This is a genomic window from Ruegeria sp. CF2, from assembly GCF_056537385.1.
On sequence record NZ_JBQFRL010000002.1, the window covers coordinates 267,734 to 294,096 of the forward strand.

Annotated in this window: 29 protein-coding genes; 9 read left to right on the forward strand and 20 right to left on the reverse strand. The window is 63.2% G+C overall.

Annotated elements, in window-relative coordinates:
* Positions 1-7: 7 nt before the first annotated feature.
* Positions 8-706 carry a glutathione S-transferase family protein gene (locus tag ACR0IR_RS12310; RefSeq protein ID WP_170364121.1) on the reverse strand — a complete coding sequence of 233 codons (699 nt, stop codon included), beginning with the start codon at positions 704-706 and terminating at the stop codon, positions 8-10.
* A 245-nt stretch (positions 707-951) separates the two neighbouring features.
* Between ACR0IR_RS12310 and ACR0IR_RS12315 the strand changes: the two genes are divergently transcribed.
* Positions 952-2,217 (forward strand): SulP family inorganic anion transporter, encoded by a 1,266-nt coding sequence (locus tag ACR0IR_RS12315; RefSeq protein ID WP_170364122.1) that lies wholly within the window; start codon positions 952-954, stop codon positions 2,215-2,217.
* Between the two features lie 15 nt (positions 2,218-2,232).
* On the opposite strand, the gene ACR0IR_RS12320 is transcribed toward ACR0IR_RS12315, so the two are convergent.
* From ACR0IR_RS12320 to nth, 5 genes are all read right to left on the reverse strand, one after another.
* Positions 2,233-2,397 carry a hypothetical protein gene (locus ACR0IR_RS12320; RefSeq protein WP_170364123.1) on the reverse strand — a complete coding sequence of 55 codons (165 nt, stop codon included), beginning with the start codon at positions 2,395-2,397 and terminating at the stop codon, positions 2,233-2,235.
* 45 nt (positions 2,398-2,442) lie between these two features.
* Positions 2,443-2,742, reverse strand: a complete 300-nt coding sequence (locus tag ACR0IR_RS12325; RefSeq protein WP_170364124.1) for a hypothetical protein — start codon at positions 2,740-2,742, stop codon at positions 2,443-2,445.
* 26 nt (positions 2,743-2,768) lie between these two features.
* Complete coding sequence (locus tag ACR0IR_RS12330) at positions 2,769-3,734, reverse strand: SH3 domain-containing protein (protein ID WP_170364125.1); 966 nt, start codon at positions 3,732-3,734, stop codon at positions 2,769-2,771.
* A 176-nt stretch (positions 3,735-3,910) separates the two neighbouring features.
* Positions 3,911-4,900 (reverse strand): adenosine kinase, encoded by a 990-nt coding sequence (locus ACR0IR_RS12335; protein WP_170364126.1) that lies wholly within the window; start codon positions 4,898-4,900, stop codon positions 3,911-3,913.
* A complete protein-coding gene (nth, locus tag ACR0IR_RS12340; RefSeq protein ID WP_170360575.1) occupies positions 4,897-5,541 on the reverse strand; it encodes an endonuclease III in 645 nt (214 codons plus the stop codon). Before nth ends, ACR0IR_RS12335 begins: the two co-directional genes overlap by 4 nt.
* Positions 5,542-5,673: 132 nt before the next feature.
* Between nth and ACR0IR_RS12345 the strand changes: the two genes are divergently transcribed.
* Complete coding sequence (locus ACR0IR_RS12345; protein ID WP_170364127.1) at positions 5,674-6,525, forward strand: bifunctional helix-turn-helix domain-containing protein/methylated-DNA--[protein]-cysteine S-methyltransferase; 852 nt, start codon at positions 5,674-5,676, stop codon at positions 6,523-6,525.
* Positions 6,526-6,702: 177 nt separating this feature from the next.
* Positions 6,703-7,137 (forward strand): glyoxalase superfamily protein, encoded by a 435-nt coding sequence (locus ACR0IR_RS12350; protein ID WP_170364128.1) that lies wholly within the window; start codon positions 6,703-6,705, stop codon positions 7,135-7,137.
* A 63-nt stretch (positions 7,138-7,200) separates the two neighbouring features.
* Here the strand turns inward: ACR0IR_RS12350 and ACR0IR_RS12355 are convergent, their stop codons facing one another.
* Positions 7,201-8,640: an aldehyde dehydrogenase family protein gene (locus ACR0IR_RS12355; RefSeq protein ID WP_170364129.1), complete on the reverse strand. Its 1,440-nt coding sequence runs from the start codon at positions 8,638-8,640 to the stop codon at positions 7,201-7,203.
* A gap of 216 nt (positions 8,641-8,856) precedes the next feature.
* Between ACR0IR_RS12355 and ACR0IR_RS12360 the strand changes: the two genes are divergently transcribed.
* Entirely contained in the window at positions 8,857-9,507 is a 651-nt protein-coding gene (locus tag ACR0IR_RS12360) for a peroxiredoxin (protein WP_093964131.1), read from the forward strand.
* A 54-nt stretch (positions 9,508-9,561) separates the two neighbouring features.
* Here the strand turns inward: ACR0IR_RS12360 and ACR0IR_RS12365 are convergent, their stop codons facing one another.
* Positions 9,562-10,257, reverse strand: a complete 696-nt coding sequence (locus ACR0IR_RS12365; RefSeq protein WP_170364130.1) for a type 1 glutamine amidotransferase domain-containing protein — start codon at positions 10,255-10,257, stop codon at positions 9,562-9,564.
* Positions 10,258-10,390: 133 nt separating this feature from the next.
* Between ACR0IR_RS12365 and ACR0IR_RS12370 the strand changes: the two genes are divergently transcribed.
* Entirely contained in the window at positions 10,391-11,278 is an 888-nt protein-coding gene (locus tag ACR0IR_RS12370; RefSeq protein WP_170364131.1) for a LysR family transcriptional regulator, read from the forward strand.
* On the opposite strand, the gene ACR0IR_RS12375 is transcribed toward ACR0IR_RS12370, so the two are convergent.
* Entirely contained in the window at positions 11,275-12,006 is a 732-nt protein-coding gene (locus tag ACR0IR_RS12375; protein ID WP_254441557.1) for a glycosyltransferase family 25 protein, read from the reverse strand. The two genes, ACR0IR_RS12370 and ACR0IR_RS12375, sit on opposite strands and share 4 nt — an antisense overlap.
* Before the next feature lie 91 nt (positions 12,007-12,097).
* Complete coding sequence (gene pnp / locus ACR0IR_RS12380) at positions 12,098-14,248, reverse strand: polyribonucleotide nucleotidyltransferase (RefSeq protein WP_170364132.1); 2,151 nt, start codon at positions 14,246-14,248, stop codon at positions 12,098-12,100.
* 611 nt (positions 14,249-14,859) lie between these two features.
* On the opposite strand from pnp, the gene ACR0IR_RS12385 reads away from it, so the two are divergent.
* Entirely contained in the window at positions 14,860-16,461 is a 1,602-nt protein-coding gene (locus tag ACR0IR_RS12385; protein ID WP_170364133.1) for a BCCT family transporter, read from the forward strand.
* Positions 16,462-16,563: 102 nt separating this feature from the next.
* Here the strand turns inward: ACR0IR_RS12385 and ACR0IR_RS12390 are convergent, their stop codons facing one another.
* The gene (locus tag ACR0IR_RS12390) at positions 16,564-16,887 is read right to left on the reverse strand and encodes a potassium channel family protein (protein ID WP_170364134.1); all 324 of its coding nucleotides are present in this window, start codon (positions 16,885-16,887) and stop codon (positions 16,564-16,566) included.
* A 42-nt stretch (positions 16,888-16,929) separates the two neighbouring features.
* On the opposite strand from ACR0IR_RS12390, the gene ACR0IR_RS12395 reads away from it, so the two are divergent.
* Positions 16,930-18,327 (forward strand): metal-dependent hydrolase family protein, encoded by a 1,398-nt coding sequence (locus tag ACR0IR_RS12395; protein WP_254441558.1) that lies wholly within the window; start codon positions 16,930-16,932, stop codon positions 18,325-18,327.
* A 74-nt stretch (positions 18,328-18,401) separates the two neighbouring features.
* Here ACR0IR_RS12395 and rpsO read toward each other — a convergent pair whose 3' ends face one another.
* The 6 genes from rpsO to rbfA all read right to left on the reverse strand — a co-directional run bounded on the left by rpsO (position 18,402) and on the right by rbfA (position 22,558).
* Complete coding sequence (gene rpsO / locus ACR0IR_RS12400; RefSeq protein ID WP_005980247.1) at positions 18,402-18,671, reverse strand: 30S ribosomal protein S15; 270 nt, start codon at positions 18,669-18,671, stop codon at positions 18,402-18,404.
* A gap of 144 nt (positions 18,672-18,815) precedes the next feature.
* Positions 18,816-19,835, reverse strand: coding sequence for a calcium-binding protein (locus tag ACR0IR_RS12405; RefSeq protein ID WP_170364135.1), 1,020 nt, complete (start codon positions 19,833-19,835; stop codon positions 18,816-18,818).
* A gap of 95 nt (positions 19,836-19,930) precedes the next feature.
* Positions 19,931-20,440: a DUF1643 domain-containing protein gene (locus ACR0IR_RS12410; RefSeq protein ID WP_170364136.1), complete on the reverse strand. Its 510-nt coding sequence runs from the start codon at positions 20,438-20,440 to the stop codon at positions 19,931-19,933.
* A 22-nt stretch (positions 20,441-20,462) separates the two neighbouring features.
* The gene (gene truB / locus ACR0IR_RS12415; RefSeq protein ID WP_170364137.1) at positions 20,463-21,368 is read right to left on the reverse strand and encodes a tRNA pseudouridine(55) synthase TruB; all 906 of its coding nucleotides are present in this window, start codon (positions 21,366-21,368) and stop codon (positions 20,463-20,465) included.
* Between the two features lie 54 nt (positions 21,369-21,422).
* Positions 21,423-22,166 carry a phosphodiester glycosidase family protein gene (locus tag ACR0IR_RS12420; RefSeq protein WP_367647670.1) on the reverse strand — a complete coding sequence of 248 codons (744 nt, stop codon included), beginning with the start codon at positions 22,164-22,166 and terminating at the stop codon, positions 21,423-21,425.
* Positions 22,163-22,558, reverse strand: a complete 396-nt coding sequence (gene rbfA, locus ACR0IR_RS12425; RefSeq protein ID WP_093964142.1) for a 30S ribosome-binding factor RbfA — start codon at positions 22,556-22,558, stop codon at positions 22,163-22,165. The genes ACR0IR_RS12420 and rbfA overlap by 4 nt, the downstream gene beginning before the upstream one ends.
* Before the next feature lie 92 nt (positions 22,559-22,650).
* Between rbfA and dapB the strand changes: the two genes are divergently transcribed.
* Entirely contained in the window at positions 22,651-23,460 is an 810-nt protein-coding gene (gene dapB / locus ACR0IR_RS12430) for a 4-hydroxy-tetrahydrodipicolinate reductase (protein WP_170364138.1), read from the forward strand.
* Here dapB and tmpB read toward each other — a convergent pair.
* On the reverse strand, positions 23,457-24,047 hold the full coding sequence (tmpB, locus tag ACR0IR_RS12435) for a (R)-1-hydroxy-2-trimethylaminoethylphosphonate oxygenase (RefSeq protein WP_170364139.1): 591 nt from the start codon (positions 24,045-24,047) through the stop codon (positions 23,457-23,459). The two genes, dapB and tmpB, sit on opposite strands and share 4 nt — an antisense overlap.
* Complete coding sequence (tmpA, locus tag ACR0IR_RS12440) at positions 24,044-25,180, reverse strand: 2-trimethylaminoethylphosphonate dioxygenase (protein ID WP_170364140.1); 1,137 nt, start codon at positions 25,178-25,180, stop codon at positions 24,044-24,046. Before tmpA ends, tmpB begins: the two co-directional genes overlap by 4 nt.
* 98 nt (positions 25,181-25,278) lie before the next feature.
* Here tmpA and ACR0IR_RS12445 point away from each other — a divergent pair, with 98 nt between their 5' ends.
* A complete protein-coding gene (locus ACR0IR_RS12445; protein WP_170364141.1) occupies positions 25,279-26,139 on the forward strand; it encodes a LysR family transcriptional regulator in 861 nt (286 codons plus the stop codon).
* Positions 26,140-26,143: 4 nt separating this feature from the next.
* On the opposite strand, the gene ACR0IR_RS12450 is transcribed toward ACR0IR_RS12445, so the two are convergent.
* The gene (locus tag ACR0IR_RS12450; protein WP_170364414.1) at positions 26,144-26,326 is read right to left on the reverse strand and encodes a DUF1674 domain-containing protein; all 183 of its coding nucleotides are present in this window, start codon (positions 26,324-26,326) and stop codon (positions 26,144-26,146) included.
* Positions 26,327-26,363: the final 37 nt, after the last annotated feature.

A 26,363-nucleotide genomic window follows, 5' to 3' on the forward strand; every position in this document is an offset into this window, starting at 1 on the left:
TCCCGGCTCAGGCATTCTGTTTTGCGTAGACAGGCGTGCCGTCGGGCTCATAGCCTATGACGCCCGGCTCCCACCACCAGATCGGGTTTGCCTTGAAACTGTCGCGCGCATCCAGCCGGTCGAGCAGAGCCGAAACCTTGCCGTACCTGTCCAGCTCCAGATCCAACCCAAGCGGCCGGGCCTGCACGAAACGCACATGGGCGGCCAGAAAGATGTCCTGCATCGACAGGTAGCCCGGCACGAATCCGTCCTCGCCGGTCAGCCGGTCCTCCAGCCATCCCAGGATGTGGCTCAGCTTCTCGGCCGACCGCTGCAGATGCGCGTTCCGGTCCACGCTGACGCCGGACCATTTCATTTGCGAGATGGTCGTGGCCGCGTTTCCGAAGGTCTGGATGGTCGAGAACACCAGCTTGTCCTGCCACTGCGCGTCCCCGGGCCGATAGGCAAAGGGCGCCAGCTTGGGCGCAGCCTCCGGCCTGTCCGGATAGGTCGCCAGCAGGTATTCGACGATGGTGCCGCTTTCCCACAGCACAAGATCGCCATCCCAGAATGTCGGCACCTGCAATGTCGGAGTTGCCTGCGCGCGTTGCTCGGCGCTGGGCGTGGTGATCTCCTCTCGCCTTTCGAAATCCAGCGAAAGCTCGTCCAGAACGATCCTGACCGCCCGTGCAAATGGCGATCCCGTCGTGAACAGCATTGCTCTCATGACAGCCTCCCATTTTTTGATGCCGAGAGCATAGCGACGTTCGGGCCAAGCCCGCCAGAAAAATCGGCGGGTCGCCTGCCTGAAAGCCAGTGTCAAGACACACTGTTTCGTCGGTGGTTCCCGGGTGGACCGCGCGCATCGACTGCGCACACCTGCCGCACTTGACCCGGTGCATAAATCGGCGCAAATCTGGCGCGTTTCCCGGGCCGCGCAGCAGTAGCGGCCTTTTGCGGATGGTGGATTTCATGCGCCAGCCAAAGATTCTGACGACGCTCAAAACCTATGACATGGCTCAGTTTACGGCGGATCTGATCGCCGGGATTTCGGTTGCCATGGTGGCCCTGCCGCTGAGCCTGGCGATCGCCATCGCCTCGGGCGCGGACCCGGCGCAGGGGTTGGTCACGGCCATCGTCGCGGGGTTCGTCATTTCGGCGCTGGGGGGCAGCCGGGTCCAGATCGGAGGCCCGACCGGCGCCTTCATCGTGGTGGTGTTCGGCGTGATTGCCGAACACGGATATGACGGGTTGGTCATGGCCACCTTCATGGCGGGGTTCATCCTGCTGATCGCGGGTTATTTCCGGGCCGGGCGATTGATCTCATTCGTGCCCGAGGCCGTTGTCAACGGCTTTACCATCGGCATCGCCGTCATCATCGCCACCAGCCAGATCAAGGATTTCTTCGGCCTGTCGATTCAAAATCTGCCCGCCGAATTTCTTGAGAAAGTACCCGCGCTATGGGACGCGCGCGACACGCTGAACCTGCCGGCCACGGGAATCGCCCTGCTGGCGGCCGTTCTGATCGTGGCCTTTCGCCGGATCGCGCCACGATTTCCGGGGCTGATCATTGCGGTGGGCGTTGCTTCGGCGCTGGTCGCGTTGATGGGGCTGGGGGTCGACACGATTCATTCGCGGTTCGGTGATCTGCCCTCGACCCTGCCTGTGCCCCAGCTGCCCGACCTCTCGCTGTCGCGCTTTGTCGAGCTGTTCCCCTCGGCGGTCGTGATCGCCTTTCTGGCGGGGGTGGAATCGCTGCTTTCGGCCATGGTCGCCGACCGGATGATCGGTGGGCAGCACAGTCCCAACGCCGAGTTGACGGCGCAGGGTGCGGCCAACATCGCCTCGGCCCTGTTCGGAGGGTTGCCGGCCACCGGGGCCATCGCGCGCACGGCGACGAACGTCAAGGCGGGCGGCAAGACGCCGGTTGCGGGCATCATCCACGCGCTGACGATCCTGCTGATCATGCTGGTTGCGGCCCCGGCGGCGGGCTATCTGGCCATGCCGGCATTGGCCGCGCTGCTGATGATCACGGCCTGGAACATGAGCGAGCCGCACAAATGGGGCGAATACGCCCGCGCCCGACCCAGCGACCGGGCGCTGCTGGTTCTGACCATGGTGCTGACCGTCTTCATCGACCTGACGGTGGCCATCGGCGTCGGCGTGGCCATCGGCCTTGCCCTGCGGCTCAGCCGGCGCGAGTCGGTCCAGACGGACTGGACGACGCCCGACCGGTGACCAGCAAGCCGGGTATTATACCGGCCAGATCAGGTTGAACAGAAAGACGACCACTGCCACGGTGACGACCATACGCCAGTCAAACCGTTTGCCGTCGTTCCAGCCCGCCTTGCGGAAGACCCACATGACCACAAACACGATCAGGCCGGTCACCACGGCGTGCATCAGATCATAGTGCATTGCTGGCTCCCGTCTTGCCCGTCAGTCCGATCCTGAAATGCGGCGTCACAAGGTGCCTTCGTTGGTCAGCGATTCGATCCCGGCGGTTGATCCATCGGTGTACGCGATGCATTGCCAGGGTGCGCGATCCGGTCCGACGCCGACGCGAACCAGAGTTCCGGCCTCTGAGAACTCGGACCCAAGGAGTACAACGTCGGGGTTGTTGGTGGTCGCGGTCACATCACGCAAACAGGCTTGCTCGGCCGCGGTCGGGGCCGCGGACGTGGCCGCACCGCCGTTGTCATCCATGCAGGCACTCAAGGCTGTTGCGGCGCCAATCGCCACGATCGCTGACAGGTGTTTCATTTTGTCCTCCCGTTTTGGTCGCAATTTCATTCGACGCCGATGATCAAGTAGTAAGTTAAATTTGCATCTGTGCGGTTGATCACCTCGATCACGTGATCTCCGGATTGCCAAAGCTGCCCACGGTATTCCTTGTCGCTGGAAATCTGGTCCAGCAGGAACGAACCGTCAGGATTGAATATCTGGTAAGAGATCGGCTGGCCCTGTGGCGCCACACGCACATACAGAAACTGATCCGCGCTGGCGCCCACCAGGTAGCGGCGCGATTCGCCGGGGGCCAGGGCCGCGGTCAATTCGGAGCCGGTGGAACCGGGGGCAAATTGCACCCGCTCAGAGCCATTTTCTGAGGATTGTCCGACGGTTGCCCCACCGGACCCCTCGATCAGGTAATCGCCGGCCGCCCAACCTTCGATGCCGGGATCGGCCAAGGTTGCGACGCGGCACCAGCGGAGGCCCTCTGCCATGCGGCAACCCAGATTGCGCAGGTTCTGCCCGTTCGTCAGGCGTGTTACCACCGCAGCACCCGCCGATGAGCTCGCGCGCAGGTTCAGCGAACCGCCGCCTGCCACGTTGACCTGGTAGAAATCAGGTCCGCCTGCCAACCCGTCAGCAAAGTCTGATTGGATCACGTCACCGGTTTCCCCGGTGACCGAAATATCCAGGGTGAAGTCCGAACTTTCACCTCGTCGTGCTGCCGCGCGATACTGGAACACGACGACAGTGTATTCGCCGGATACCGGCAAGGCGCCGGACCAGGTGTTCAACGGATCGGTGAATTCGCCGATGACCATGGCCTCGTCCCCCGGACCGTTGCCGGGCGCGTAGATATTGAAATAGGTCGCAGGATTCGAAGCGCTGAGCGCGACGCGCATGGTCTGCCCAGCCTCCGCGCCGACGCGATACGACACCGCATCCCGGCCCGCGACGGCGTCGCGAATCGAAGTACCGGTGGTTCCAGCAGGAAACTGGACATTGACCGTGCGATCGGCCGCCATGGCCGGACCGGTCAACCCAAGGATCAATGCGAACGTCGCCAGCAACCGTTGGGTGACCATGTGTTCCCCGCCCCAGCTTCCAAACCCTTCGGCGGAAGGCTAACCCATTGCCCGCTTATTTTCCATTTTTATCGTGGAAGGGTCTCGGTTGCGTTCATGCGCGCGGGTGGGCCGTGTCAAATCAACCCTTCGCCCCGCAGCAGTTCCAGCATGTTCGCCTCGGGGCGCGGGCCGATATGGCTGATTACTTCTCGGGCGCAGACGTTGCCTATTCTGGCGCAGGTCTCCATGTCGCGGCCCGTCGCCATGCCGAAGAGGAAGCCGGCAGCGAACTGGTCGCCCGCGCCGGTGGCGTCCACCGGCACCACTTTCTCGACCGGTACATCGATGCGCGCGCCGTCGTGCAGAACCGTCACCCCGTCGCCCGAGCGGGTGCAGACCACCAGCGGGCAGATCGCGGCGGTCTTGGCCAGCGCCTCTTCCAGGTCGTCGGTCTCGAACAGGGATTTGATCTCGGCCTCGTTGCCGATCACGAAATCCAGCTCGTGTTCGATCAGCAGCAGGAAATCGGTGCGGTGACGCTCGACGCAGAATGGGTCGGAGATGGCGATGCCGGTCTTGCCGCCGCCGTTGCGGCAGTCGCGCGCGGCCTCGAGGAAGGCGGTCTTGCCCTTTTCCTTGTCGAACAGATACCCCTCGAGGAACATGATCTGGCTGTTGCCCGCCACCTCGGCCGGTACGTCCGTCGAGGACAGTTCCGAGGAAATCCCCAGATAGGTGTTCATCGACCGTTCGCCATCGGGCGAGACGAAGATCATCGAGCGCGAGGTCGGCAGCTCGCCCCCCGGCACCGGCGGGTTCACGAAATCCACGCCGTCTTCGTTCATCGCATCGGCATAGAACCGGCCCAGCGCATCATCATGCACCCGCCCGATAAAGGCCGCATCCAGACCCAGCGCACCCGCGCCCGCGATGGTGTTGGCCACCGACCCGCCCGGCGTCTGCACCCGGTTTTCCATGGCCGCATACAGCACCTCGCCGCGTTCCCGCTCGATCAGCTGCATGATGCCCTTCTCGATCCCCATCATCTCGAGAAAGCTGTCGTCGGCCTGGGAGATGACGTCCACAACGGCGTTGCCGATGCCGGTCAGGTGATAGGTTTTCATAGGGTCTTGTCCTCGAATTGGCACAGGTCGCGGATCAGGCAGGTGCCGCATTGCGGCTTGCGCGCCTTGCAGTGGTACCGGCCGTGCAAGATCAGCCAGTGATGGGCGTGAAGCTGAAAGTCCACGGGGATATTGTCTTCGATGGCGCGTTCCACGGCATCCACATCCTTGCCAGGGCAGATACCCGTGCGGTTGCCGACGCGAAAGATATGGGTGTCGACCGCCTGCGCCGGGTATCGCCACCACATGTTCAGAACGACGTTTGCGGTCTTGCGCCCCACGCCCGGCAGCGACTGCAGCGCCGCGCGCGAGTTGGGCACCTCGCCGCCGTAGTCCTCGACCAGGATGCGCGACATCTTGATGACGTTCTTGGCCTTCTGGCGGAACAGGCCGATGGTCTTGATGTGCTCGATCAGCCCCTCTTCGCCTAGGTCGAGCATCTTCTGCGGTGTGTCCGCGATCTTGAACAGCGCGCGGGTGGCCTTGTTGACGCCCGCATCGGTCGCCTGCGCCGACAGCGCCACGGCGACGACCAGCGTGTACACGTTCACATGCTCAAGCTCGCCCTTGGGTTCGGGGTCGGCTTGCTGGAACCGGGTAAAGATCTCGCGGATCGTGTGATAATCAAGCTGCTTTGCCATCCGGGCCTTAATGCCGCCCGCGGTGCCGGGTGACAAGCCCAAAGCCCGCTGCACCGGCAATGCGCAAGTTTCGGGTCGCACGGTCGGGCCCAGCGCGGCTAGGATGGGACAAGCCACAGCAAGGTGAATGCCATGAACGTCCAGACATCCGAATCCGGTTACCACTACAACGTGATGCGGCGCGCGATCGATCTGATCGACCAGGGCGGTGAGTCGCTGTCGCTGGAAGAGCTGGCCCGCCAGATGGACATGAGCCCCGCCCATTTCCAGCGCCTGTTCTCGCGCTGGACGGGCGTGTCGCCGAAACGCTACCAGCAGTACCTGACGCTGGGCCATGCCAAGGCGCTGCTGCGCGAGCGGTTCACCACGCTGGAGACCGCGCACAGCGTCGGTCTGTCCGGCAGCGGCCGCCTGCACGACCTGTTCCTGAAATGGGAGGCGATGAGCCCCGGCGAATATGCCCGCAAGGGGGCCGGGCTGACCATCTATTGGGGCTGGTTCGAAAGCCCCTTTGGCCCGGCGTTGGTGATGGGCACGGCCAAGGGCATCTGCGGCATGGCCTTTGCCGCCGAGACCGGCGAAGAGGCCGCGATGCAGGACATGCTGTCGCGCTGGCCCCTGGCGGAATACGTCGAGGATCCGATGCGCCTGCGCCCGTGGGTCCTGTCGGCATTTGGCGCGGCCAGCGACCGGCTGGAGCCGACGCCGCTGTACCTGATCGGCTCACCCTTGCAGATCAAGGTGTGGGAGGCGCTGATGCAGATCCCCTCGGGCCAGGTGACGACCTATTCCCAGATCGCGCAGGCCGTGGGCACGCCGCAGGCGGTGCGGGCAGTGGGCACGGCGGTGGGCCGCAACCCGGTCAGTTGGCTGATCCCGTGCCACCGCGCGCTGCGCAAATCGGGGGGCCTGGGCGGCTATCACTGGGGGTTGCCCGTCAAACGCGCCATGCTGGCCTACGAGGCGGCGCAGGCCGATGCCTGATTGACTTGGGGTCTCGCGCCTGCCAAAAGGCGCGCAGGTTCGGGTCTCCTGCCGCTCGCGGCCCTTTGGCTTTGGTGAAACCCGGTTCAAACCACATCTGTTGCCCTTTCCCGGCGCGCGGATGGCAAGGCGAGCCCCGTCCAATACTCGCGCCCGTTTCTGGAAACGAGGCAAGACATGACACAGATCCGAACCATCGCCCCCGTGGGCGAGCTGAAAGTGCAGGCCAAACGCCTGCGCGAGAAACTGCGTGGTGCCGGCGTGGCCCTGAGCCATGCGCAATCGCTTGAGATGATCGCCCATCAGCATGGCGCACGCGACTGGAATACGATGCACGCGATGGCCGGAAACCGGCTGCACCTGAAGGTCGGAGACCGCGTGCAGGGCACCTATCTGGGCCAGCCCTTCACAGGGGAAATCCGCGGCCTGACGATGCTGGGCGACGGCGCGCAGCGGCGGATCACCCTGCAGTTCGACACCCCGGTCGACGTGGTGACCTTTGACAGCTTTTCGGCCTTTCGCCAGCGCGTCAGCGGTCAGATAGGCTGGGACGGTCGGTCAGCCCGCCATACGTCGAACGGCGAACCGCAGCTGGTGGTACGCCCGGCCTGACGAAAACGGGGCAAGGTGCCTGCCCGCGCCTTGCCCCGCATTTTGAACGTTCCTGTGCCGGGGTTATTCCGGGGTCCAGCCGCTGACGGCCTTGACCTCCAAAAAGTCCTCCAGCCCCCAGACACCGCCTTCGCGCCCGTTGCCGGACTGTTTCATGCCGCCAAAGGGCGACCCGGCGGCGCGCGACTGGCCGTTCATCTCGACCATGCCCGAGCGCAGTTTGCGCGCCATGCGGTTGGCGCGGGCGCCGTCCTGCGTCTGGACATAGTTGGTCAGGCCATAGGGCGTGTCATTGGCGATCTCGATGGCCTCTTCCTCGGTATCGAAGGGGATCATGGTCAGGACCGGGCCAAAGATCTCCTCGCGCGCGATGGTCATCTGGTTGTTGGCGTCGGCAAACACGGTGGGGCGCACGAAATAGCCTTTGTTGAACCCTTCAGGGCGACCGGGACCGCCGGCGACCAGGCGCGCACCCTCGTCGATGCCTTTCGTGATCAGGGCCTGGATCTTGGTCCATTGCAGCTCGTTCACGACGGGGCCGATATGGCGGCCTTCCTGCATCGCCGGGCCCACGGTGACCTTATTGGCGACCTCGGCCGCGGTTTCCACGGCTTGATCATAGATCGGGCGCTGCACCAGCATCCGGCTGGGCGCGTTGCAGCTCTGGCCGGTGTTGTTCATCATGTGCAGCACGCCGCGCTTGACCGCCTTGTCATCGGCATCGGCAAAGATCACGTTGGCGCCCTTGCCGCCCAGTTCCAGATGCACCTTCTTGAGCGTGTCGGCGGCGTTCTTGGAAATCGCCGTGCCCGCACGGGTCGAGCCGGTGAAGCTGACCATGTCGACGTCCGGATGCCCCGACAGTTGCGAACCCACGCCCACGCCGTCGCCGTTCACCAGGTTGAAGACACCCGGCGGGAAGCCCGCCTCGTGCATCATCTCGGCAAAGATCATCGCGTTCAGCGGGCTTTGCTCGGACGGTTTCAGAACCATGGTGCAGCCCGCGATCGCCGCCGCGCCCACCTTGAGCGTGATCTGGTTCATCGGCCAGTTCCACGGGGTGATCAGCGCGGCAACGCCGACCGCCTCGTAGATGATCCGATCATTGGGGGCGTGGTCGCCCAGGGGGCGCTCGAACTGGAAATTCTTGGCTGCTCGAATGAAATTCTTCAGGTGCCATATCCCGGCGCCCACCTGCTGGGTGCGCGACATGTCGATCGGTGCGCCCATCTCCATCGACATCGCCTGCGCGAGGTCTTCGGCACGGGTGGGGTAGATCTCGATCAGCTTTTCCACCAGCGCGATGCGCTCTTCGACCGGCGTGGCCATCCAGCCCGGCAGCGCCGCCTTGGCCGCCGCCACGGCCGCGTCGGTATCGGCCTGACCGCCCAAAGAAATCACCGTGCAGGGCTCCTCGGTCGAGGGGTCGATCACATGGAAATCACTGGCTTGGCTGGGGGCGACCCACTGGCCGTTGATGTAAAAGTCGCGTTTCTCGATCATGGCGTGTCCTCTTGATCCGCATTCATTCGACCGCGCGGTCGGTTTTCCCGGGCACTCTGTCACTGCGGCCCCCTTGGGGCAAGGCAATTCTGGAAATTTGATCAAATTATTGATCGCACGTTTTTTGCCGCTGTACCACATCAATGGTTTAACCTGAGGGCAAAGTGATTAGGTTTGCACCAACCGACTCGGTTTTCACAGGAAAGGAGATGCATCATGGGTTTGCGCATCAACGATACCGTCCCCAATTTCACCGCTGAAACGGACCAGGGCACCATCCAGTTCCACGACTGGATCGGCGACAGCTGGGCGATCCTGTTCTCGCACCCCAAGGATTTCACTCCGGTCTGCACCACCGAGTTCTCGGCCGTGGCGCAGTTGAACGACGAATGGGCCAAGCGCAACACCAAGGTGATCGGTGTTTCGGTCGATGGGGTCGAGGACCACAAGAAGTGGAAGAAAGACATCGAGGCCTATGGCAAGGCCAACCCTGGCTTTCCGATCATCGCCGATGACGGACTGGCAGTGTCCAAGGCCTTCGACATGCTGCCGGCCGAGGCGTATCTGCCCGACGGCCGCACCCCGGCAGACAGCGCCACGGTGCGCTCGGTCTTCATCATCGGGCCGGACAAGCAGCTGAAACTGTCGATGACCTATCCGATGACCGTGGGCCGAAACTTTGCCGAGATCCTGCGCGCGCTGGACGGCCTGCAAATGAGCGCCAAGGGCGTGGCTACCCCGGCCAACTGGGTGCCGGGCGAAGACGTAATCATCCCGCCGTCGGTTTCGAATGACGAAGCCAAGGAGAAGTTCGGCGAGTTCGAGACGATCTTCCCCTATCTGCGCAAGACCAAAGCGCCGAGCTGACGCAAAGAAGGGGCGGGGCGCATCACGCCCCGCCCTGTTCCGCATTGAACGTCCTCAGGCCTCAAACGCCTCAAGCACTTTCCTCGCAACCGCAGCGGACGAAGCCGGGTTCTGCCCGGTGATCAGTTTGCCGTCCTGCACCGCGTGAGGTTGGAACGGCTCCACCTTGCTGAACTGCGCACCCCGGTCCTTCATCGTATCCTCGACCAGCAAAGGCACGATATCCGTCAGGCCGACGGCGTCTTCTTCTTCATTCGTGAAGCCGGTGACGGTACGACCCTTGACCAGCGGCGACCCGTCCGCGGCCTTGGTGTGCGCCAGAACGATCGGGGCGTGACACACGGCGCTGACCGGTTTCCCGGCCGACCAGAACGCCTCGATCAGATCAATCGATTTCTCATCCGACACCAGGTCCCACAGCGGCCCATGCCCACCGGGATAGAAAATCGCGTCATAGTCCTGGGCGTTCACTTCGGACAGTTTGACCGTGTTGGCCAATGCTGCCGTCGCTTCGGGGTCGGCCTCGAACCGGCGGGTTTCGTCGGTCTGGCTGTCGGGTGCGCTGCTTTTGGGGTCCAGCGGCGGCTGCCCGCCTTTGGGCGAGGCCAGCGTCAGTTCGGCCCTGGCATCCTTGAACACGTAATACGGAGCGGCCAACTCCTCGAGCCAGAACCCGGTCTTTTCTCCGGTGTCGCCCAGCTGGTCATGCGATGTCAGGACGATCAGAATTTTCTTTGCAGTCGAAGCCATGTGTTTTCTCCTAGTTCGGCCGGTTCGCCCGGCCCGTGTCTTGTGTGATCGGGATATATGTCTGTTGCCGCTTGTTGATTAGTGCCGGGTTTGGCAAAGCATTATTGCTGACATGTAACAATGAGGCTGCGAGATGGCGCTGTGGGATGGGTTGGAAGAATTCCTGATGGTGGTCGAGACGGGGGGCTTCACTGCTGCGGCCCGGCGGCTTGGGGTTTCGGCCAGCCATGTCTCGCGTCAGGTCGCCCGGCTTGAGGATCGTTTGGGCGTCAAGCTTTTGGCGCGTTCGACCCGCGTGGTGCGCCTGACCGACGCCGGACGCGACTATCACGCGCGGGTGGCCGGGCTTGTGGCGGGTCTGGAAGAGGCGAACCAGTCAGCGGCAGGGGATCGGGCCCAGATCGCGGGGCGCATTCGCGTGTCGGCCGCCGGTCCGTTTGCGGAACAGTTCGTGGCACCGGCATTGGCCCGGTTTGCAAGCCTGCACCCCAAGCTCTCGGTTACGATCGACTTCAATTCGCGCCTTCTGAACCTGACCGAAGAAGGCTTCGACTTTGCCATCCGCTATGGCCAGTTGACGGAGAGCGGGCTGATCGCGCGGCGGCTGGCGACCCGACGGATGGTCTGCGTTGCCGCGCGCGGCTATCTCGACCGGCACGGAAGGCCAACCCATCCGGCCGACCTGCGGCATCATCAGTGCCTGATCACCAACAATGACCGGTGGGTATTCCGCGACCCCGGCTCGGGCGACCCGATCGAGGTTCGGGTGCATGGCCGGTGGCAGGTCAACAACCCGCACGCCGTTCTTTCTGCCGCGCGGCAAGGTCTGGGGGTCATGTACGCGCCCGAGATTTTTTTGGGCGCGAAACGCCCCCCTGAGCTAGAGCCGATACTGCAGGGGTACGAAGACCCAAGCCGTGCGAGTTGGATCGTCTATCCTGAGCGTCGTCATCTGCCGCTGCGGGTGCGCCGAGCGATGGATTTCCTGGTCGAGGAACTGGGCGACGCGGTGCCCGACTAGCCAGGGCGCTGCGGATGCAGGCGCAGTTGCGCGCGATAGGCGGCGCGCTTGAATTCGCGGGTCAGCTTGTCGGTCAAAGGCGGTTTCGTCTGGATCGTCGAGCCGCCGATTTCACGGGCCACTTCCTGGTTGCCGCTGCCCAACAGCGCGTGGACGGGCTGGCCCGTGATCCAGTGCATCTGCAGGAACGTGTCCACCGGGCGGTCAATGTGGTCGGTGGCCGCCAGCAGTCGTTCCGCCGCCTTCCGGCCCACCACCTGACAGACACATTGCAACCCTATGACCTTGGGCAGGATCAGACGAAGGCCGTCGCGCTCAGCTAGGGTCTGGGCTGCGGTTTCGCGCTGCTTGACCGGGATGCGGATATAGTGGTCAAGGGTCGCGATCGGTCGCAACAGATCCAGTGCAGCGTTCATCCGGTCGGGATCGATGCGCAGATCATCCTCGGCGGTGATAGCCAGGTCGATCCCCTCGTCGACCATCTTGCGCCAGATCCGACGGTGGCTTTCGAAGACGCCGATCTCGGCCGGGCGCAGCGCGAAGGGGTAGTGCGGGCGGTGCAGGTTGCCCGGATGCAGCGTGACCCCGGCAATCTGCGCCGGATCGCGCCCATTGACCGCTTCGATCAGCTCGGCACTGGGCAGGTCGGCGCAGAGCTGCTCGGCATTGGGGCGGCGCGCGGTGCTGGAGGACATATGGATGATGAAGGATCGCATGGTGTCGTGCATAGAACAGGGCTGCGGCCCGGGAAAGGCCCCGGGAAAACAAAAAGACCCCGGCCGGAACCGGGGTCTTGGATTTCGCAAAGGGTAGGGCGGGTTATTCCGCGCCTTCCTCCTTCTTTTCTTTCTTCTCGGGCACGATCTCTTCGCCGGTTTCCTGATCGACGCATTTCATCGACAGGCGGACCTTGCCGCGATCGTCGAAGCCCAAGAGCTTGACCTTCACTTCCTGGCCTTCCTTCAGAACGTCCGAAGGGTGGTTCAGGCGACGGTTTTCGATCTGGGACACGTGGACCAGACCGTCACGTTTGCCGAAGAAGTTCACGAAGGCGCCGAAATCCACGATCTTCACGACTTTACCGGTGTAGACCTGACCTTCTTCCGGCTCGGCCACGATCGAGTGGATCATCTCGTAGGCTTTCTTGATCGACTCACCATCGGGCGATGCGATCTTGATGATGCCGTCATCGTTGATGTCGACCTTGGCGCCGCTGGTTTCCACGATCTCGCGGATCACCTTGCCGCCCGAGCCGATCACTTCGCGGATCTTGTCGGTTGGGATCTGCATGGTCTCGATGCGCGGTGCGTGGATCGAGAACTCGGCAGTCTCGCTCAGCGCCTTGCTCATCTCGTTCAGGATGTGCAGGCGGCCGTCCTTGGCCTGAGCCAGGGCTTTCTCCATGATCTCGGGCGTGATGCCGGCGACCTTGATGTCCATTTGCAGCGAGGTGATGCCGTTTTCGGTACCCGCTACCTTGAAGTCCATGTCGCCCAGGTGGTCTTCGTCACCCAGGATGTCGGTCAGAACGGCATAGTCGCCGTCGTCTTCCAGGATCAGACCCATGGCCACACCGGCCACCGGAGCTTTGAGCGGAACACCCGCATCCATCATCGACAGCGAACCGCCGCAGACCGATGCCATCGAGGACGAGCCGTTCGACTCGGTGATCTCGGACACCACGCGGATGGTGTAGGGGAAATCAGTCGGAGCCGGCAGAACCGCCTGCAGGGCGCGCCATGCCAGTTTGCCGTGGCCGATTTCGCGGCGACCGGGCGAACCGACGCGGCCCACTTCGCCGACCGAGTAGGGCGGGAAGTTGTAGTGCAGCAGGAAGTTCGATTTGAAGTTGCCGTGCAGCGCGTCGATGAACTGCTCGTCGTCGCCGGTGCCCAGCGTGGTCACGGCCAGCGCCTGGGTTTCACCACGGGTGAACAGGGCCGAACCATGGGTCCGCGGCAGCAGGCCGGTTTCGGCCACGATCGGGCGCACGTCGGTGGTCGAACGACCGTCGATCCGCTTGCCGCCCTTCACCACGTCGCCGCGCAGGATGCTGGCTTCGAGCTTTTTCATCGCCGAACCCAGGTTCGAGTCCTCAAGCTGCTCTTCGGTCAGAGCGGCCTTGATGGCCTCGCGCGCGGCGGCGACAGCTGCGGTGCGCTCTTGCTTGTCGGTGATTGCGAATGCGGCACGCATCTGCTCTTCACCGGCAGCTTTCACGGCAGCGTACAGCTCCGAGTAGTCGGGGGCCTCGAAGGCAAAGGGCTCTTTCGCGGCGTCTTCGGCCAGCGAGATGATCAGGTCGATCACCGGCTGGATCTGTTCGTGCGCGAAGGTCACGGCACCCAGCATCTCGGCTTCGGTCAGCTCGTAGGCTTCCGACTCCACCATCATCACGGCGTCTTTGGTGCCGGCAACAACCAGATCCAGACGCTGTTCAGGGTTCAGGCGCAGGTCCTGCATGTCGTCGACGGTCGGGTTCAGGACGTACTCGCCATCCACGAAACCAACGCGGGCACCGGCGATCGGTCCGCGGAAGGGCGCGCCAGAGATGGTCAGGGCCGCCGATGCGGCGATCATCGCCACGATGTCGGGGTCGTTGACCAGATCGTGGCTCAGCACGGTGCACATCACCAGAACTTCGTTCTTGAACCCGTCAACGAACAGCGGGCGGATCGGACGGTCGATCAGGCGCGCGGTCAGCGTCTCTTTCTCGGTCGGACGGGCCTCGCGCTTGAAGAAGCCACCCGGCACCTTGCCGGCGGCATAGTATTTTTCCTGATAGTGCACGGTCAGCGGGAAAAAGTCCTGACCGGGCTTCTGTTCCCGGGCAAAGGTCACGTTGGCCATGACGCTGGTCTCGCCCAGCGTGGCAATCACGCTGCCGTCAGCCTGACGGGCAACCTTGCCGGTTTCCAGTGTGAGCGTTTCCTCGCCCCACTGCATCGATTTCTTCGTTACATCAAACATATGCGTATCCTAGATGGGAGCACTCCCGCCCCTGCGGGTCTCCCGTTTTGCGTGGCGGCCCCATTGCCGCCGACCCCAATTTATCTTCCATTCGAGTGCCGGGGTCAGGGCACAACGTCTCAGATACCGCGCGCATACATGAGATTGCGTCGGATTGAAAGGGATAAGGCCGCAGAAGGCACACGGTCCTGCATCCGTCGTGGTTCGCCTTTGCGTCAGCCGACACCGCGAACGTTCCGATGCGTCAGCCCGCATAGCATCTGGCGTGCGCCCGCTCGCAAACAGGACCATCGCTCGTCATCGAGGATATCCAGATCGGAAATCGGTGCGGCCGAGGCTGGAGAGAAACTCCGGGCTGCGACGGTGGTAGGAAAGCCGCGAAACTAATGCGACCCCGTCCTCTCGACCTCGGTCAGGTTATCGCCGGCCATGCGCAGACATATTCCCGTAGGCGAATGCATTTTGTGAAAAAGTGATTGCAGTGTAGCCTCTTACCACGGAACCCGCGGTCCAGACGACGAAAAGGCGCCAAGGGGGTAAGACTACTCACTGTCGTCCGAAGGCCGAATACCTTGGCGTTTGCATTTCGCGCGAACGAAAGGGACGGCCACATGTCTCAGACCAAGAAAATGCTGGATCCGGATCCGCGGATCTATGATTTCGAAACGGAATACGAGCTGGGGCAGGACAATGTTCGCCCATTCGGGCTGGATATTCACAACCCGGTTTTTCTCATCTCAAGCATCCTGATCTTTGCCTTCGTGCTGATCGCTCTGGCCAATCAAGAGGCCGCAGCGACGTTCTTCGGTTGGCTGCGGCCGTGGCTGACCAGCACCTTCGACTGGTTTCTCGTCTTGTCCGTGGATGCAATCACGCTGTTCTGCCTGGCCCTGATCGTTCTGCCGGTGGGCAAAGTGCGCATCGGCGGCAAAGACGCCAAGCCCGATTACTCCTACGCGGGCTGGATTGCGATGATGTTCGCGGCCGGGATCGGCATCGGATTGCTGTTTTTTGGCGTGTTAGAGCCGGTCTACTACAATTTCGCCGAGGATGGCGGCGCCCGTCCTTTGGGCATCGACATCGCGGTGCCGGGCAATGAATACATTGGTGTAGTCGGTACCATCCACCACTGGGGGCTGGAGGGCTGGGCGGTCTACGCCGCCGTGGGCCTGAGCCTTGCGATCTTCAGCTACAATCTCGGCCTGCCATTGACCCTGCGCTCGGCCTTCTATCCGTTGCTGGGCGAGCGTGTCTGGGGTTGGTGGGGCCATGCGATCGACACGCTGGCGGTGTTTGCCACCCTGTTCGGCCTGACCACATCGCTGGGGCTGGGCGCGCAACAGGTTGCCGCCGGTCTCTACGAGGTGTTCGGCATAGAACCCAGTCCAACCGTCGTCGTCCTGCTGATCATCGGTATCACAATGATCGCGCTGGGCTCGGTGCTGATGGGCATGGACGCGGGTGTGAAGCGGCTCAGCGAGATCAACATGATCATGGCCGTGGGCCTGTTCCTGTTCGTGATCGCAGTGACCGGGATCGGCACGGCGATCTCGCGCTATTTCAGCGTGATGACCGATTACGTCAGGCTGCTGCCGGCTTTGTCGAACCCGTTCGGGCGCGAAGACACCAGCTTCTTCCACGGATGGACAACCTTCTACTGGGCCTGGTGGATCGCGTGGTCGCCTTTCGTGGGCATGTTCATCGCCCGCATCTCCAAGGGGCGCACGGTGCGTGAATTCGTGATCTGCGCGCTGCTGGCGCCGACGGCGGTCTGTGCGCTGTGGATGTCCACCTTCGGTGGCGCGGCCATCGACATGCTGAACGCAGGCGGCGCCGAGGGCGTCAAGGCCACGGTGATCGACAGCTATGCCCCCGAGGGCGCGCTGTTCGGCTTCCTGAAAGAGCTTCCGCTCTACGGCATCGTGGCTCCGATCGCGCTGATTTTGATCGTGGTCTTCTTTGTCACCTCGTCCGACTCGGGGTCTCTGGTGATCGATACGATCACCGCAGGCGGCAAGATGGACGCCCCGGTGGTGCAGCGTGTGTTCTGGTGCACGCTGGAAGGCTTGGTCGCGATCGCGCTGCTGCTGGGTGGCGGGCTTGCCGCACTGCAAGGGGCGGCGGTGTCAACCGGCATCCCGTTCACGCTGGTGGTGCTGATCATGTGCTACTGCCTGTGGCTGGCGCTGAAGTCTGAGCGCGCCAAGATCTGAGCCGCCCTCGACGGTCAATGAACGCCCGCCAACTGGCGGGCGTTCTTTCGGTTAATCCGGGCCCAGTCATAGTTCCAAAGGTTTGACCCGGGTCGGAAGTCTCTATTCAGGATCTCGCAACAAAGCCTTCGCAAATTGAATGAACATTGCGATGAACACGCCGACCCCAACGAAAATGTAGATCACGGTGAAGACCTTGCCGATCTTGGTCGCCGGGGAAAGATCGCCGAACCCGACCGTCGATAATGTGGTTGCGCTGAAATACAGCGCGTCCACCCAATGCCAGCCCTCGACGCTGCTGTAGAACAACGTGCCGGACAGAAGAATAAGCATACATAGCAGCAAACCGCCCCGAAAATGCGGATCATCCCACGATCGGACGATCGCCTTGAGCAGACGGTAGGCATTTAGGATCAGAGCTATCATTCTATACGCCTTTGGGCTGTTTCGAGGATACGTTCAGGATGCATGTTTTTGATTGAAATTCCGCATGTACAAATCGGATTATTTGCTAAGATGGCGGTGTTTGACAGGAGATACTTCATGCGTATTCATCTTTTGGTGGCGCTGCTTGCCGCCACCGCGGTTTCCGCGCAGCAAGACCCGGCTCAGACCCTGATCACCAATGTGCATGTATTTGATGGCGTCAACGACGGGCGCATCGAAAACGCGAATGTTCTGATCGAGGACAACCTGATTGCGGCTGTGTCGACAGACCCGATCTCGGCCGAAGGAGCAACGGTGATCGACGGCGGTGGACGCACCCTGATCCCGGGTCTGATCGATGTACACTGGCACACGACATATGCGTATACCCCAGCAACCGTCTTGATCTTCAATCAAGGCGATATGTCGGAAGTGGCCATTCGTTCGATGACAGGGGCAAAGGAAACCCTGATGCGCGGCTTCACAACAGTGCGCGATCCCGGCGGCAATCCATTTGCAATCAAGAGACTGATCGATTCCGGCGAATACCCCGGGCACCGCATTCTGCCTTCGGGGCCGTTCATGAGCCAAACATCGGGTCATGCCGATTTCCACAGTTTGTTGGAAAACCCAAGAAACTCGACTTCCGAGTTGAGTTATTGGGAAAAGAACATGATGGCGATGGTGGCCGATGGGGTCCCCGAGGTTCGCAAAAGGACCCGCGAGATTCTCAAGTACGGTGCCTCCCAAGTCAAAATAACCACGGGCGGTGGCGTATCCTCACAGTATGATCCGCTGGATGTGAGCGAATACTCTGTTGATGAGATCGAAGCGGTCGTCGAAGAAGCTGCGAACTTCAATACTTACGTACTGGCCCATGTAATGACGGACCGCGGGATTCGCACCTCAGTCGAAGCCGGCGTCATGAGCATCGAGCATGGTTTCTTCGCGTCTCGTGAAACGCTCGAGCTCATGAAAGAAAAAGGGGCATGGCTAAGCCCCCAGACCATGAAAGAAGAGGACATGGTCTGGGACAGCCCGGTCAGCGCGGCAAAATACAAGCAGGTCACAGATGCCGTTGCGAACCTGTACCCGATGGCCAAAGAGGTGGGGGTGAACCTGGCCTTTGGGACCGACCAGCTTCTGGACGCCTCCAAGGCGTATCAACAAAGCCTTTATCTGGTGCGATTGGGCGAATGGTTCACCCCGTATGAAGTGTTGAAAATCGCCACTTCTGAAAACGCCCGGTTGCTGGAACTGAGCGGCCCCCGGCACCCGTATCAAGACGGCCCGCTGGGGGTCATCAAAGAGGGTGCCTATGCCGACCTGATCCTCGTCGACGGCAATCCGCTTGAAAACCTTGAGTTGGTTGGGAATCCGGGCGAGTACTTCGACCTGATCATGAAAGACGGTGTGGTCTACAAGAACACGCTGGACTGATCATCACGCTCCTCTGACAAAAAACGCCCGCCATATGGCGGGCGTCTCGAATTTGAAAGCGGTGTAGTCCGCGCTTAGCGGCGGATGCCCAGCTTTTTGATCAGGTCCTGGTAGCGCGCTTCTTCCTTGCCCTTCAGGTAGTCCAGCAGCTTGCGGCGCTGGGCGACCATCTTCAGAAGACCACGGCGGCCGTGGTTGTCTTTCTTGTGGGTCTTGAAGTGCTCGGTCAGGGTGTTGATGCGCGAGGTCAGGATAGCAACCTGGACTTCCGGCGAACCGGTGTCGCCGTCCTTGGTTGCGAATTCTTTCATTACGCGTGCTTTTTCTTCAGCAGTGATCGACATCGGGGTCTCCTTCGAAGGTTAGAGTTGATGGCGCAGGCCGGGATGTCGTCCAGCACAGGCCCATGGAGAAAACCGCACCGATTCCGATGCGGATGGGCGCGTATAGGCGCAATTGGAATAAATGGCAAAGGGATTCTGCGTATCTCAGCCCTTGGGGCTGGTCAGGGTCGGGTCCAGACCCGGAGTCAGTTGAATATCCTCGGGCCCAAGACCTTGGGCGCCGAACAGATAGACCACCTCACGCCCGTTGACCAGAACGCGCGTCAGATCGGCGTTGTCCGCGTCTTGTTCGATCCCGATTTCGGGCGCGTCAGGGCCGTTCCATTCGATCAGCAGCTTGTCTTCTCCGGGGGTGAAGTCCACGACGCTGACTTCCTTCCCGGTGCCCGTTCCATCGATGGCGATCTGGTCCGCTCCCTGACCGCCGGTGACGACATCTCCGGCACCTGTCAGGATCGTGTCGTCCCCCGCCCCGCCGTTCAGAAAATCGCTGGCGGGCGTCTCGCCATCGTCCCGGCCGGTCAGAGTGTCGTCGCCATCACCGCCGAACAGCGTGTCTGCCCCTGCGCCGCCGGCGAGCATGTCTTCGCCGTCGCCGCCTTGCAGCGCGTCTTCGCCCTCACCCCCGGCAAGGTCATCGTTGCCCTGACCGCCGTACAGATCGTCATCGCCTTCGCCACCAACCAACTGGTCGTCGCCGGCATGGCCGAACAATATGTCGTCACCGGCATCCCCCGAGAGGTCATCGTGACCGTTGCCACCGTGCAGAACATCATTGCCAGTGTTTCCGTTTAGCGTGTCATCCCCGTCAGCGCCGAACAACGTATCATTTCCGGCGCCACCATCGATAATGTCATCGCCGTCATAGCCGTTGATCTGATCGTTGCCCTCGACCCCGCTCAGATTGTCCACGCCCGATCCGCCGGCGATGACCAGGTTTCCGTCTACGTCCGAAAGTATGGTTCCGGTGGACGCATCCTCGGCCTCGGCCGGGTCTTCGAAAGAATCGTCAATCTCAAGCAAATTTCCTTCGGGAATGTCTTCGACGGCATCTTCTTCGATGACATCGTCGTTGTCCTCGTCCTCATCCCCCGAGAATACGTCGCTGATCGCGTATGCTGCGCCGCCCATTGCGGCCAGGCCGAACAATCCGAGCAGAAACATGGGAACCCTCCGAAAGCGTGCCGCCCCGAGTGTGAAATATCCCATGTCGCCAGAGGGTTGGTCAAAGCCAACCTGAGTCTGTGGTTAACCCTTTGTCACCGGTTCCACGGTTCGGGTTGCTGGGTGTACGCGATGTAGAGCGGATGCTTGGGGTGGCCTGCCTTGCTGAGCCCCAGGTGGAACAGCGGCTGGCCGGTGCCGCGCAACAGGCGCTCGACCGTCGGGCCGCGATCCAGATGCGCGCCATGGGTGCCCCAGGCGGCGATCACCTGATCGGCCCAGTCCACGCCGGCCAGGATGGCAGCGTCGTTCTCGGGCCCCACCGGATCGGCCGCGGCGCGCATCTTGCGCGGGTCGGTGTCGCGCCAGGCAAAGATGTTGGTCACCTGGAACGCCCCGAACCCCAAGGCCCGCGCGCGCCGCTCGCAACGCTCGACGGTCGGGTCATTCTGCACCTCGGTCGCGGTCGAGGGATTCAGCATCACGAACAGCGCTCGGCGCCCGGCCGGATCCCAGATGCGGGTCAGGCTGTAGCGATAGCGTTCGCAGTCGGAATAGACGGCTGTCGAGGGCGCGTCGCCCTTGGTGTGGGACCGGGTGATCATGCGCCTTCGCTTAGCACGGGACCTAACCGGCGAACACCCGGCTGGGGTGCAGTTCACCGGATTTGTAGATCCCCACCGCCACGGCCTTGCCGTCGAACGAGGCCCAAGCCTCGTCGCCGTATTCCACGTCGCCGGCCAGAACCATGCCGGGGTTGCCGTTGCGCAGGCGGGTGGCGCCTTCGGGTGTGCATTTCAACTCGGGCAGGTCGGCCAGACCTTCTTCCAGCGGGCGTAGGTAGTCATCCAGCGCCGGGGTTTTCGCCATCTCGTCGATCTGCTCGATGCTCAGCCCGTCCTCCGCCTCGAATGGGCCGGACCAGATCCGGCGCAGTTCCTTGACGTGGCCGTAACAGCCCAACGCCTCACCCAGGTCGCGTGCGATCGAGCGGACATAGCCGCCCTTGCCGCAGGTCATTTCCAGCACGACATGGTCGGGATCGGGGCGGTCGACCAGCACCAGTTCCTCGACCCACAAGGGCCGGGCGGCCAGTTCGACATCCTCGCCGTCGCGGGCCAGCGTGTAGGCGCGCTGGCCGTCGATCTTGACCGCCGAGAACTTGGGCGGCACCTGCATGATCTCGCCCACGAAGGGCAGCAGGGCCTGCTTGATCTCGTCATCGGTGGGGCGCAGGTCGCTTTCCGCGATCACTTCGCCCTCGGCATCGTCGGTATTGGTGGCCTGGCCCAGACGCACGGTAAAGGTATAGGCCTTGAGCGCATCGGTGATGTAGGGAACGGTCTTGGTGGCCTCGCCCAAAGCGACGGCCAGAACGCCGGTGGCTTCGGGGTCGAGCGTGCCGGCATGGCCCGCCTTCCTGGCATCCAGCGCCCAGCGGACCTTGTTGACCACCGCGGTCGAGGTCATGCCTGCCGGCTTGTCGACCACCAGCCAACCGGAAATGTCACGACCCTTGCGTTTGCGTCCCATGATGCACCTAGAATTCTGCTGAGGCGCGCGACCTAGCGGATCGGTCCGGCGCTGTCAATTTGCCGGGATATCCTCGACCACGCCGACGATCGGCCCCAGCGAGAATCCCACGTCCGACCGGTTCGCCGCCCGGTCATACATGCGCGAGATGTTGCCGTCGAAAAACAGCGCGTTGGGCGTGTTCAGCACGTCGCGGAACAGGCGGCCGAATTCATGGAAGGTGACGTAATCCTCGGAAATCACGAATACCGCACGGCTGCCATCGGCGCTGGTACCCACCCCGTTGCGCACATAGCGCGACGTCGAATCCTCGAGAAACCGTGGATGCAGTTCGCCGTCGATCACCAGCATCGGGCCGGATTGGGTGGCAAAGCGGCACTCGGGCTTGCGCTCAAGATAGTCCAGCGTCTCGAACACGTCGGCGCGGCCTTCGCGGATGCAGAACACCCCGTTGGGCAGCAGGCCGAAATTGCCGGGGCCGGGGTTGGGAATCACGCGCATGAGTTCCTGCCCGTCTTCGACATAGTGGCCCACGGGCGAGCGGTCCTCGTGATACATGCCGGCATTCATCGCAAAGCTCAGGCGTTGGCCCGCATCGGCCAGTTCCTCGTTCACCGACGAGAAATGGCCCAGCACTTGGCCCGCGTCGTCATACAGGAACAGGCGCAGGTCCTCGGTGGTGGCGTCGACCTCGCACACGGTATAGCGGCGGTCTTCGTGGGCCACACGCTCGCACGTCACCGCGCCGGCCTGTCCGGCCCAGAGCAATGCGATCAAAGCGGCGGTCCTGCGGATCACTCGTCCAGATCCCGGCGCACGGCGTCCTGTTCGAACATCCGGCGCGTGTCGTCCATGCGGTCGAACGTTTCGTCCAGCCGGAAGCGTAGGTCGGGGGCGAATTTCAGGCCGACCTTCTTGCCGACCATGCGGCGCAGCTCGCCTTTGTTGCGGGCCAGCAGCTCGATCACGGTGTCCTGCCCCTTGCCGCCCAACGGCAACACATAGGCGGTGGCGATCTTGAGATCGGGCGAGGTGCGCACTTCGCCCACGGTGATCGACAGGCGGTTCAGGTCGGGGTCGTGCACGTCGCCGCGCGCCAGCACCTCGGACAGGGTGCGGCGGATCAGTTCGCCGACGCGAAGCTGCCGTTGCGAGGGGCCGGGGCCGTCGTGGAATTTGTTCTTAGCCATGTCCCCGATCTAAGCGCAAAGCGGGGCTTTGCCAAGCGGCCCCGAACCGGGTAGGAGGCTTTGAGCCGAATTTCAGAAGAAGGACCAGCGCAATGACGCATATTCCGGGAATCGTCGTGACCGGGGCTTCGGGCCGGATGGGGCAGATGCTGATCAAGACCATCACCGACAGCGATCAGGCGCGGCTGGTCGGCGCGGTCGAGCGCACGGGCCATGACTGGATCGCTCAGGACGTGGGCACCGCGATGGGCGGCCAGCCGCTGGGCGTGACCGTCACCGACGATCCGCTCGAGGCCTTTGCCCAGGCCCAGGCGGTGATCGACTTCACCGCGCCCGAGGCGACGCTGGAGTTCGCCGCGCTGGCGGCGCAGGCGCGCTGTGTGCATGTGATCGGCACCACCGGCATGAGCGACGAACAGATCGCCGCGCTGGAACCTGCCGCGCGCCATGCGGTGATCGTGCGGGCGGGCAACATGAGCCTGGGCGTGAACCTGCTGGTGCAGCTGACCAAGAAGGTCGCCGCCGCGCTGGACGAGGATTTCGATATCGAGGTGATCGAGGCGCATCACCATCACAAGGTCGATGCGCCCTCGGGCACGGCGCTGATGCTGGGCGAGGCCGCGGCCGAGGGGCGGGGCGTGCAACTGGCCGATGTCGCCGACCGGGGCCGCGACGGGATCACCGGCGCCCGGCAGCGGGGCCATATCGGGTTCCACGCCATCCGCGGTGGCGACATCGTTGGCGAACACGACGTGCTGTTCGCCGCACCGGGCGAGCGGATCGTGCTGCGCCACGAGGCGACCGACCGGGCGATCTTTGCCCGAGGCGCGCTGAAGGCGGCGCTGTGGGGGCAGGGCAAGGCCCCCGGCCAATATGACATGGTGGATGTGCTGGGGCTTTAACCCTCGCCCAGATGCCGGTCGACCATGCGCTGAACCATCGGCGCGAAATGGTTGAAGCCGGGGGTGTCCATGTCGGGCCGTTTGCCTGCCTCGTCCAGATACCGGACCTGGATGATTTCCTTCAGGTTCGGGTTGGCCTCGAATGCGGTGACTTCCTCGGCACTCATCGGGCCGCCCTGCAGTTCCAGCGTATGGACCGAGGCCGCCGACAGGCGGTTGAAATACTCGGGCCTGGTTGCACACAGGTACCGCTTGGCCGCGACGTGATAGCGGCAGCAATCGGTGATGACCGACGGAAAGAACCGCTCCAGCACCTCGGCGCCGGCGTCCTCGTGGTGGCGATCCTCGGTGTCGTCGGGGTGGTAGGTGCCGAATTCCGAGGTGAAATGCCCGATATCGTGCAGCAGGGCGCCCACGATGATCTCTTCGGGCATGCCGTTCTGCTCGGCGATGGTGGCGCCCTGCAGCATGTGCTGGGCCATGGTGACCGGCTCGCCCAGGTATTCCTCGCCTCCGCGCCGGTCGAAGATATCGGCGATGAAGGCCACGATGTTGTCGCGGGTCAGGGTCTGGAAATCGGGTTTCATTCCGCCGCCTCCGGTTGCGCCATCCGCATCGCGGCTAGGGTCGACAGCAGCCCGTCCTTGTCGGCATAGCATCCCTGCAGCCAGCGCGACCCGGCACCCGAATATCCCAGACGCGCATGCAGGACGCGGGTGTTGTCGACGATGAAGCTCTCGCCCGGTTCCAGCTTGAACGCCACGCCCATGGCCGGGTCGTCGATGATCTCGCCCAAACGGCGGTAGGCGGCATAATAGGCCTCCATCCGGTCGAAGGGCACATCCACGAACGGGGCCGAGGACCGGTTATTGAAGCGGATGCCGATCAATTCGCCATCGGGCGACAGCTCGATCATCGGGCGGCGCGCGCGCAGGCATACCCCGTCCGAACCGCGGTATTCGAACCGCGCGGGATAGCCGGCCAGCAGGGCAAAGCCTTCGGGGTTTTCTTCGCGCAGGCGCTGGGCCGCGCGAAAGCCGTCGACCACGATCGACTCCCCGCCCTCGGCGCTGTTTTCCAGGCAATAGAGGATCTGCAGCGTGGGCACCGGATCGCGATAGGGGTTGTCGGTATGCGCCTGCAGGCCAAGGCCGGTATAGGCCAGGTTGGTCGGGTTCACCTCGGTCCGCACCTCGAAATAGGGGCCATAGTTGGTCTCGCGCACATAGCCGAACAGGTCGGCGACCTTCAGCAGCGAACCGGGCTCGGTCGGGCCGCCGGTCAGCTTGGCAAAGCCGTATTCGGCGACCGCCGCCAGCCAGTCGCGCTTGGCGGTGGGGTTTTCGTGCACATGCGTCCAGTTGCCGGCCGGGGCCGAGAACCCGCCGTCCCAGGTGGTGATGCCGGGCGACAGCCAGCCCATCTGGCGGGTCTGGTCCCGGTCATAGACATGCGCGGCCAACCAGTTTGCGGGAAAGGTGACGGTCTTGTCTTCGGGGGCGAAGGTCACCTGCAGGTCGCCGCCCGCCACCTCGGCCGCCTGGATCGCGATCCCCGCCGGAATGTCGCCGATCGTGATCAGACGCTGGCCGTTGCCGGGGTCGCGCGTCTGCGGGTCCAGCGCATTGTCGCGCAGCCAGATGGCGTGGAAACGGGCGCGGGTGCCGTCTTCGAACTCAACCGAAACGACCGCCGGGTCATGGGTGGCGTGGCGCAGCATGGGGCTCTCCTGTTCAGCGCGGGCTTTGATTGAGGAGATACGCGGGATATGGCATTACGACAATTAAGGCTTGTTCCATCTGAGAGTTGGAAAATCTAATGAGCAAGAAAAAGGTCGGCCTGCCCCCGCTGGACTGGCTGCGCGTGTTCGAGGCGGCCGGGCGGCTGGGCGGATTTTCGGCCGCGGCGCGCGAGTTCGGCCTGACCCAGGCGGCAGTCAGCCAGCGCATCGCCAATCTGGAATCCTGGCTGGGCCGGTCCCTGTTCGTGCGCGAAGCGCGCGGCGTGTCGCTGACGGTCGAGGGCGAAAGCTATCTGCCGCTGGTGCAGGACAGCCTGCGGGCGTTGGAACGCAACACCGAGGATCTGTTCGGCACCGCCCCGCGCGCGTTGCGGGTGGCCGGGCTGTCTTCGCATATCCAGGCACTCGTGCTGCCCAGCCTGGGGGCCTTTCGCGCCCTGCGGCCCGAGGTGCAGGTCACCACGGATTCGGTGGCGCGGCGGTCCTCGCTGGAGGACGAGCGGACCTGGCTTCAGATCCGCTATGGGCGCGGCAGCTGGCCGGGGCGCACCGCCGACCTGATCGCGCCCGAGGTTCTGACCCCGATGGCGGCGCCGGGCGTCAGCTGGCGCGCGCCGGTGATCGACCTACGCGGCGAACGGCCCGGCTGGCAGGACTGGATGCAGAAGACGGGCGACACGGATCTGCCACGCACCGGTCTGAGCTTTGATTCGATGGAACACGCCCTTGGCGCGGCGCGGCAGGGGCTGGGGGTCGCCTTGGGGTCGGTCGCTCTGGCCTCGGCAGATCTGGCCTCGGGCCGTCTGATCCGGCTGGGGCGTCCCGATTTGAAAACCCGCGACGGATACTGGCTGACCTGGCCGCGGGACCGGGCGCAGTCGAAAAAGCAGCAGGCCCTGATCAGCGATTTCCTGCAGGCCCTGCGCGCGGCGGTCTGAGCGGTCAGAAATCGATCGCGATGCCCTTCTTCTCCCAATCGCCATAGCGCGCGGGATCGAGGCCGTCGCGTCCGCCCAGCTCCTTGGGCAGGGGTTTGGCCTCGGCTTCGGCCTTGCGCCGGCGCTCTTCGGCCTCGGCCAAGGCGCGCTGGGCGGCGGGCGGCAGGTCTGTGCGGTCGTCGCTCATGACATCGGGTTCCTTTCCGTGCATGGCCTTGATATAC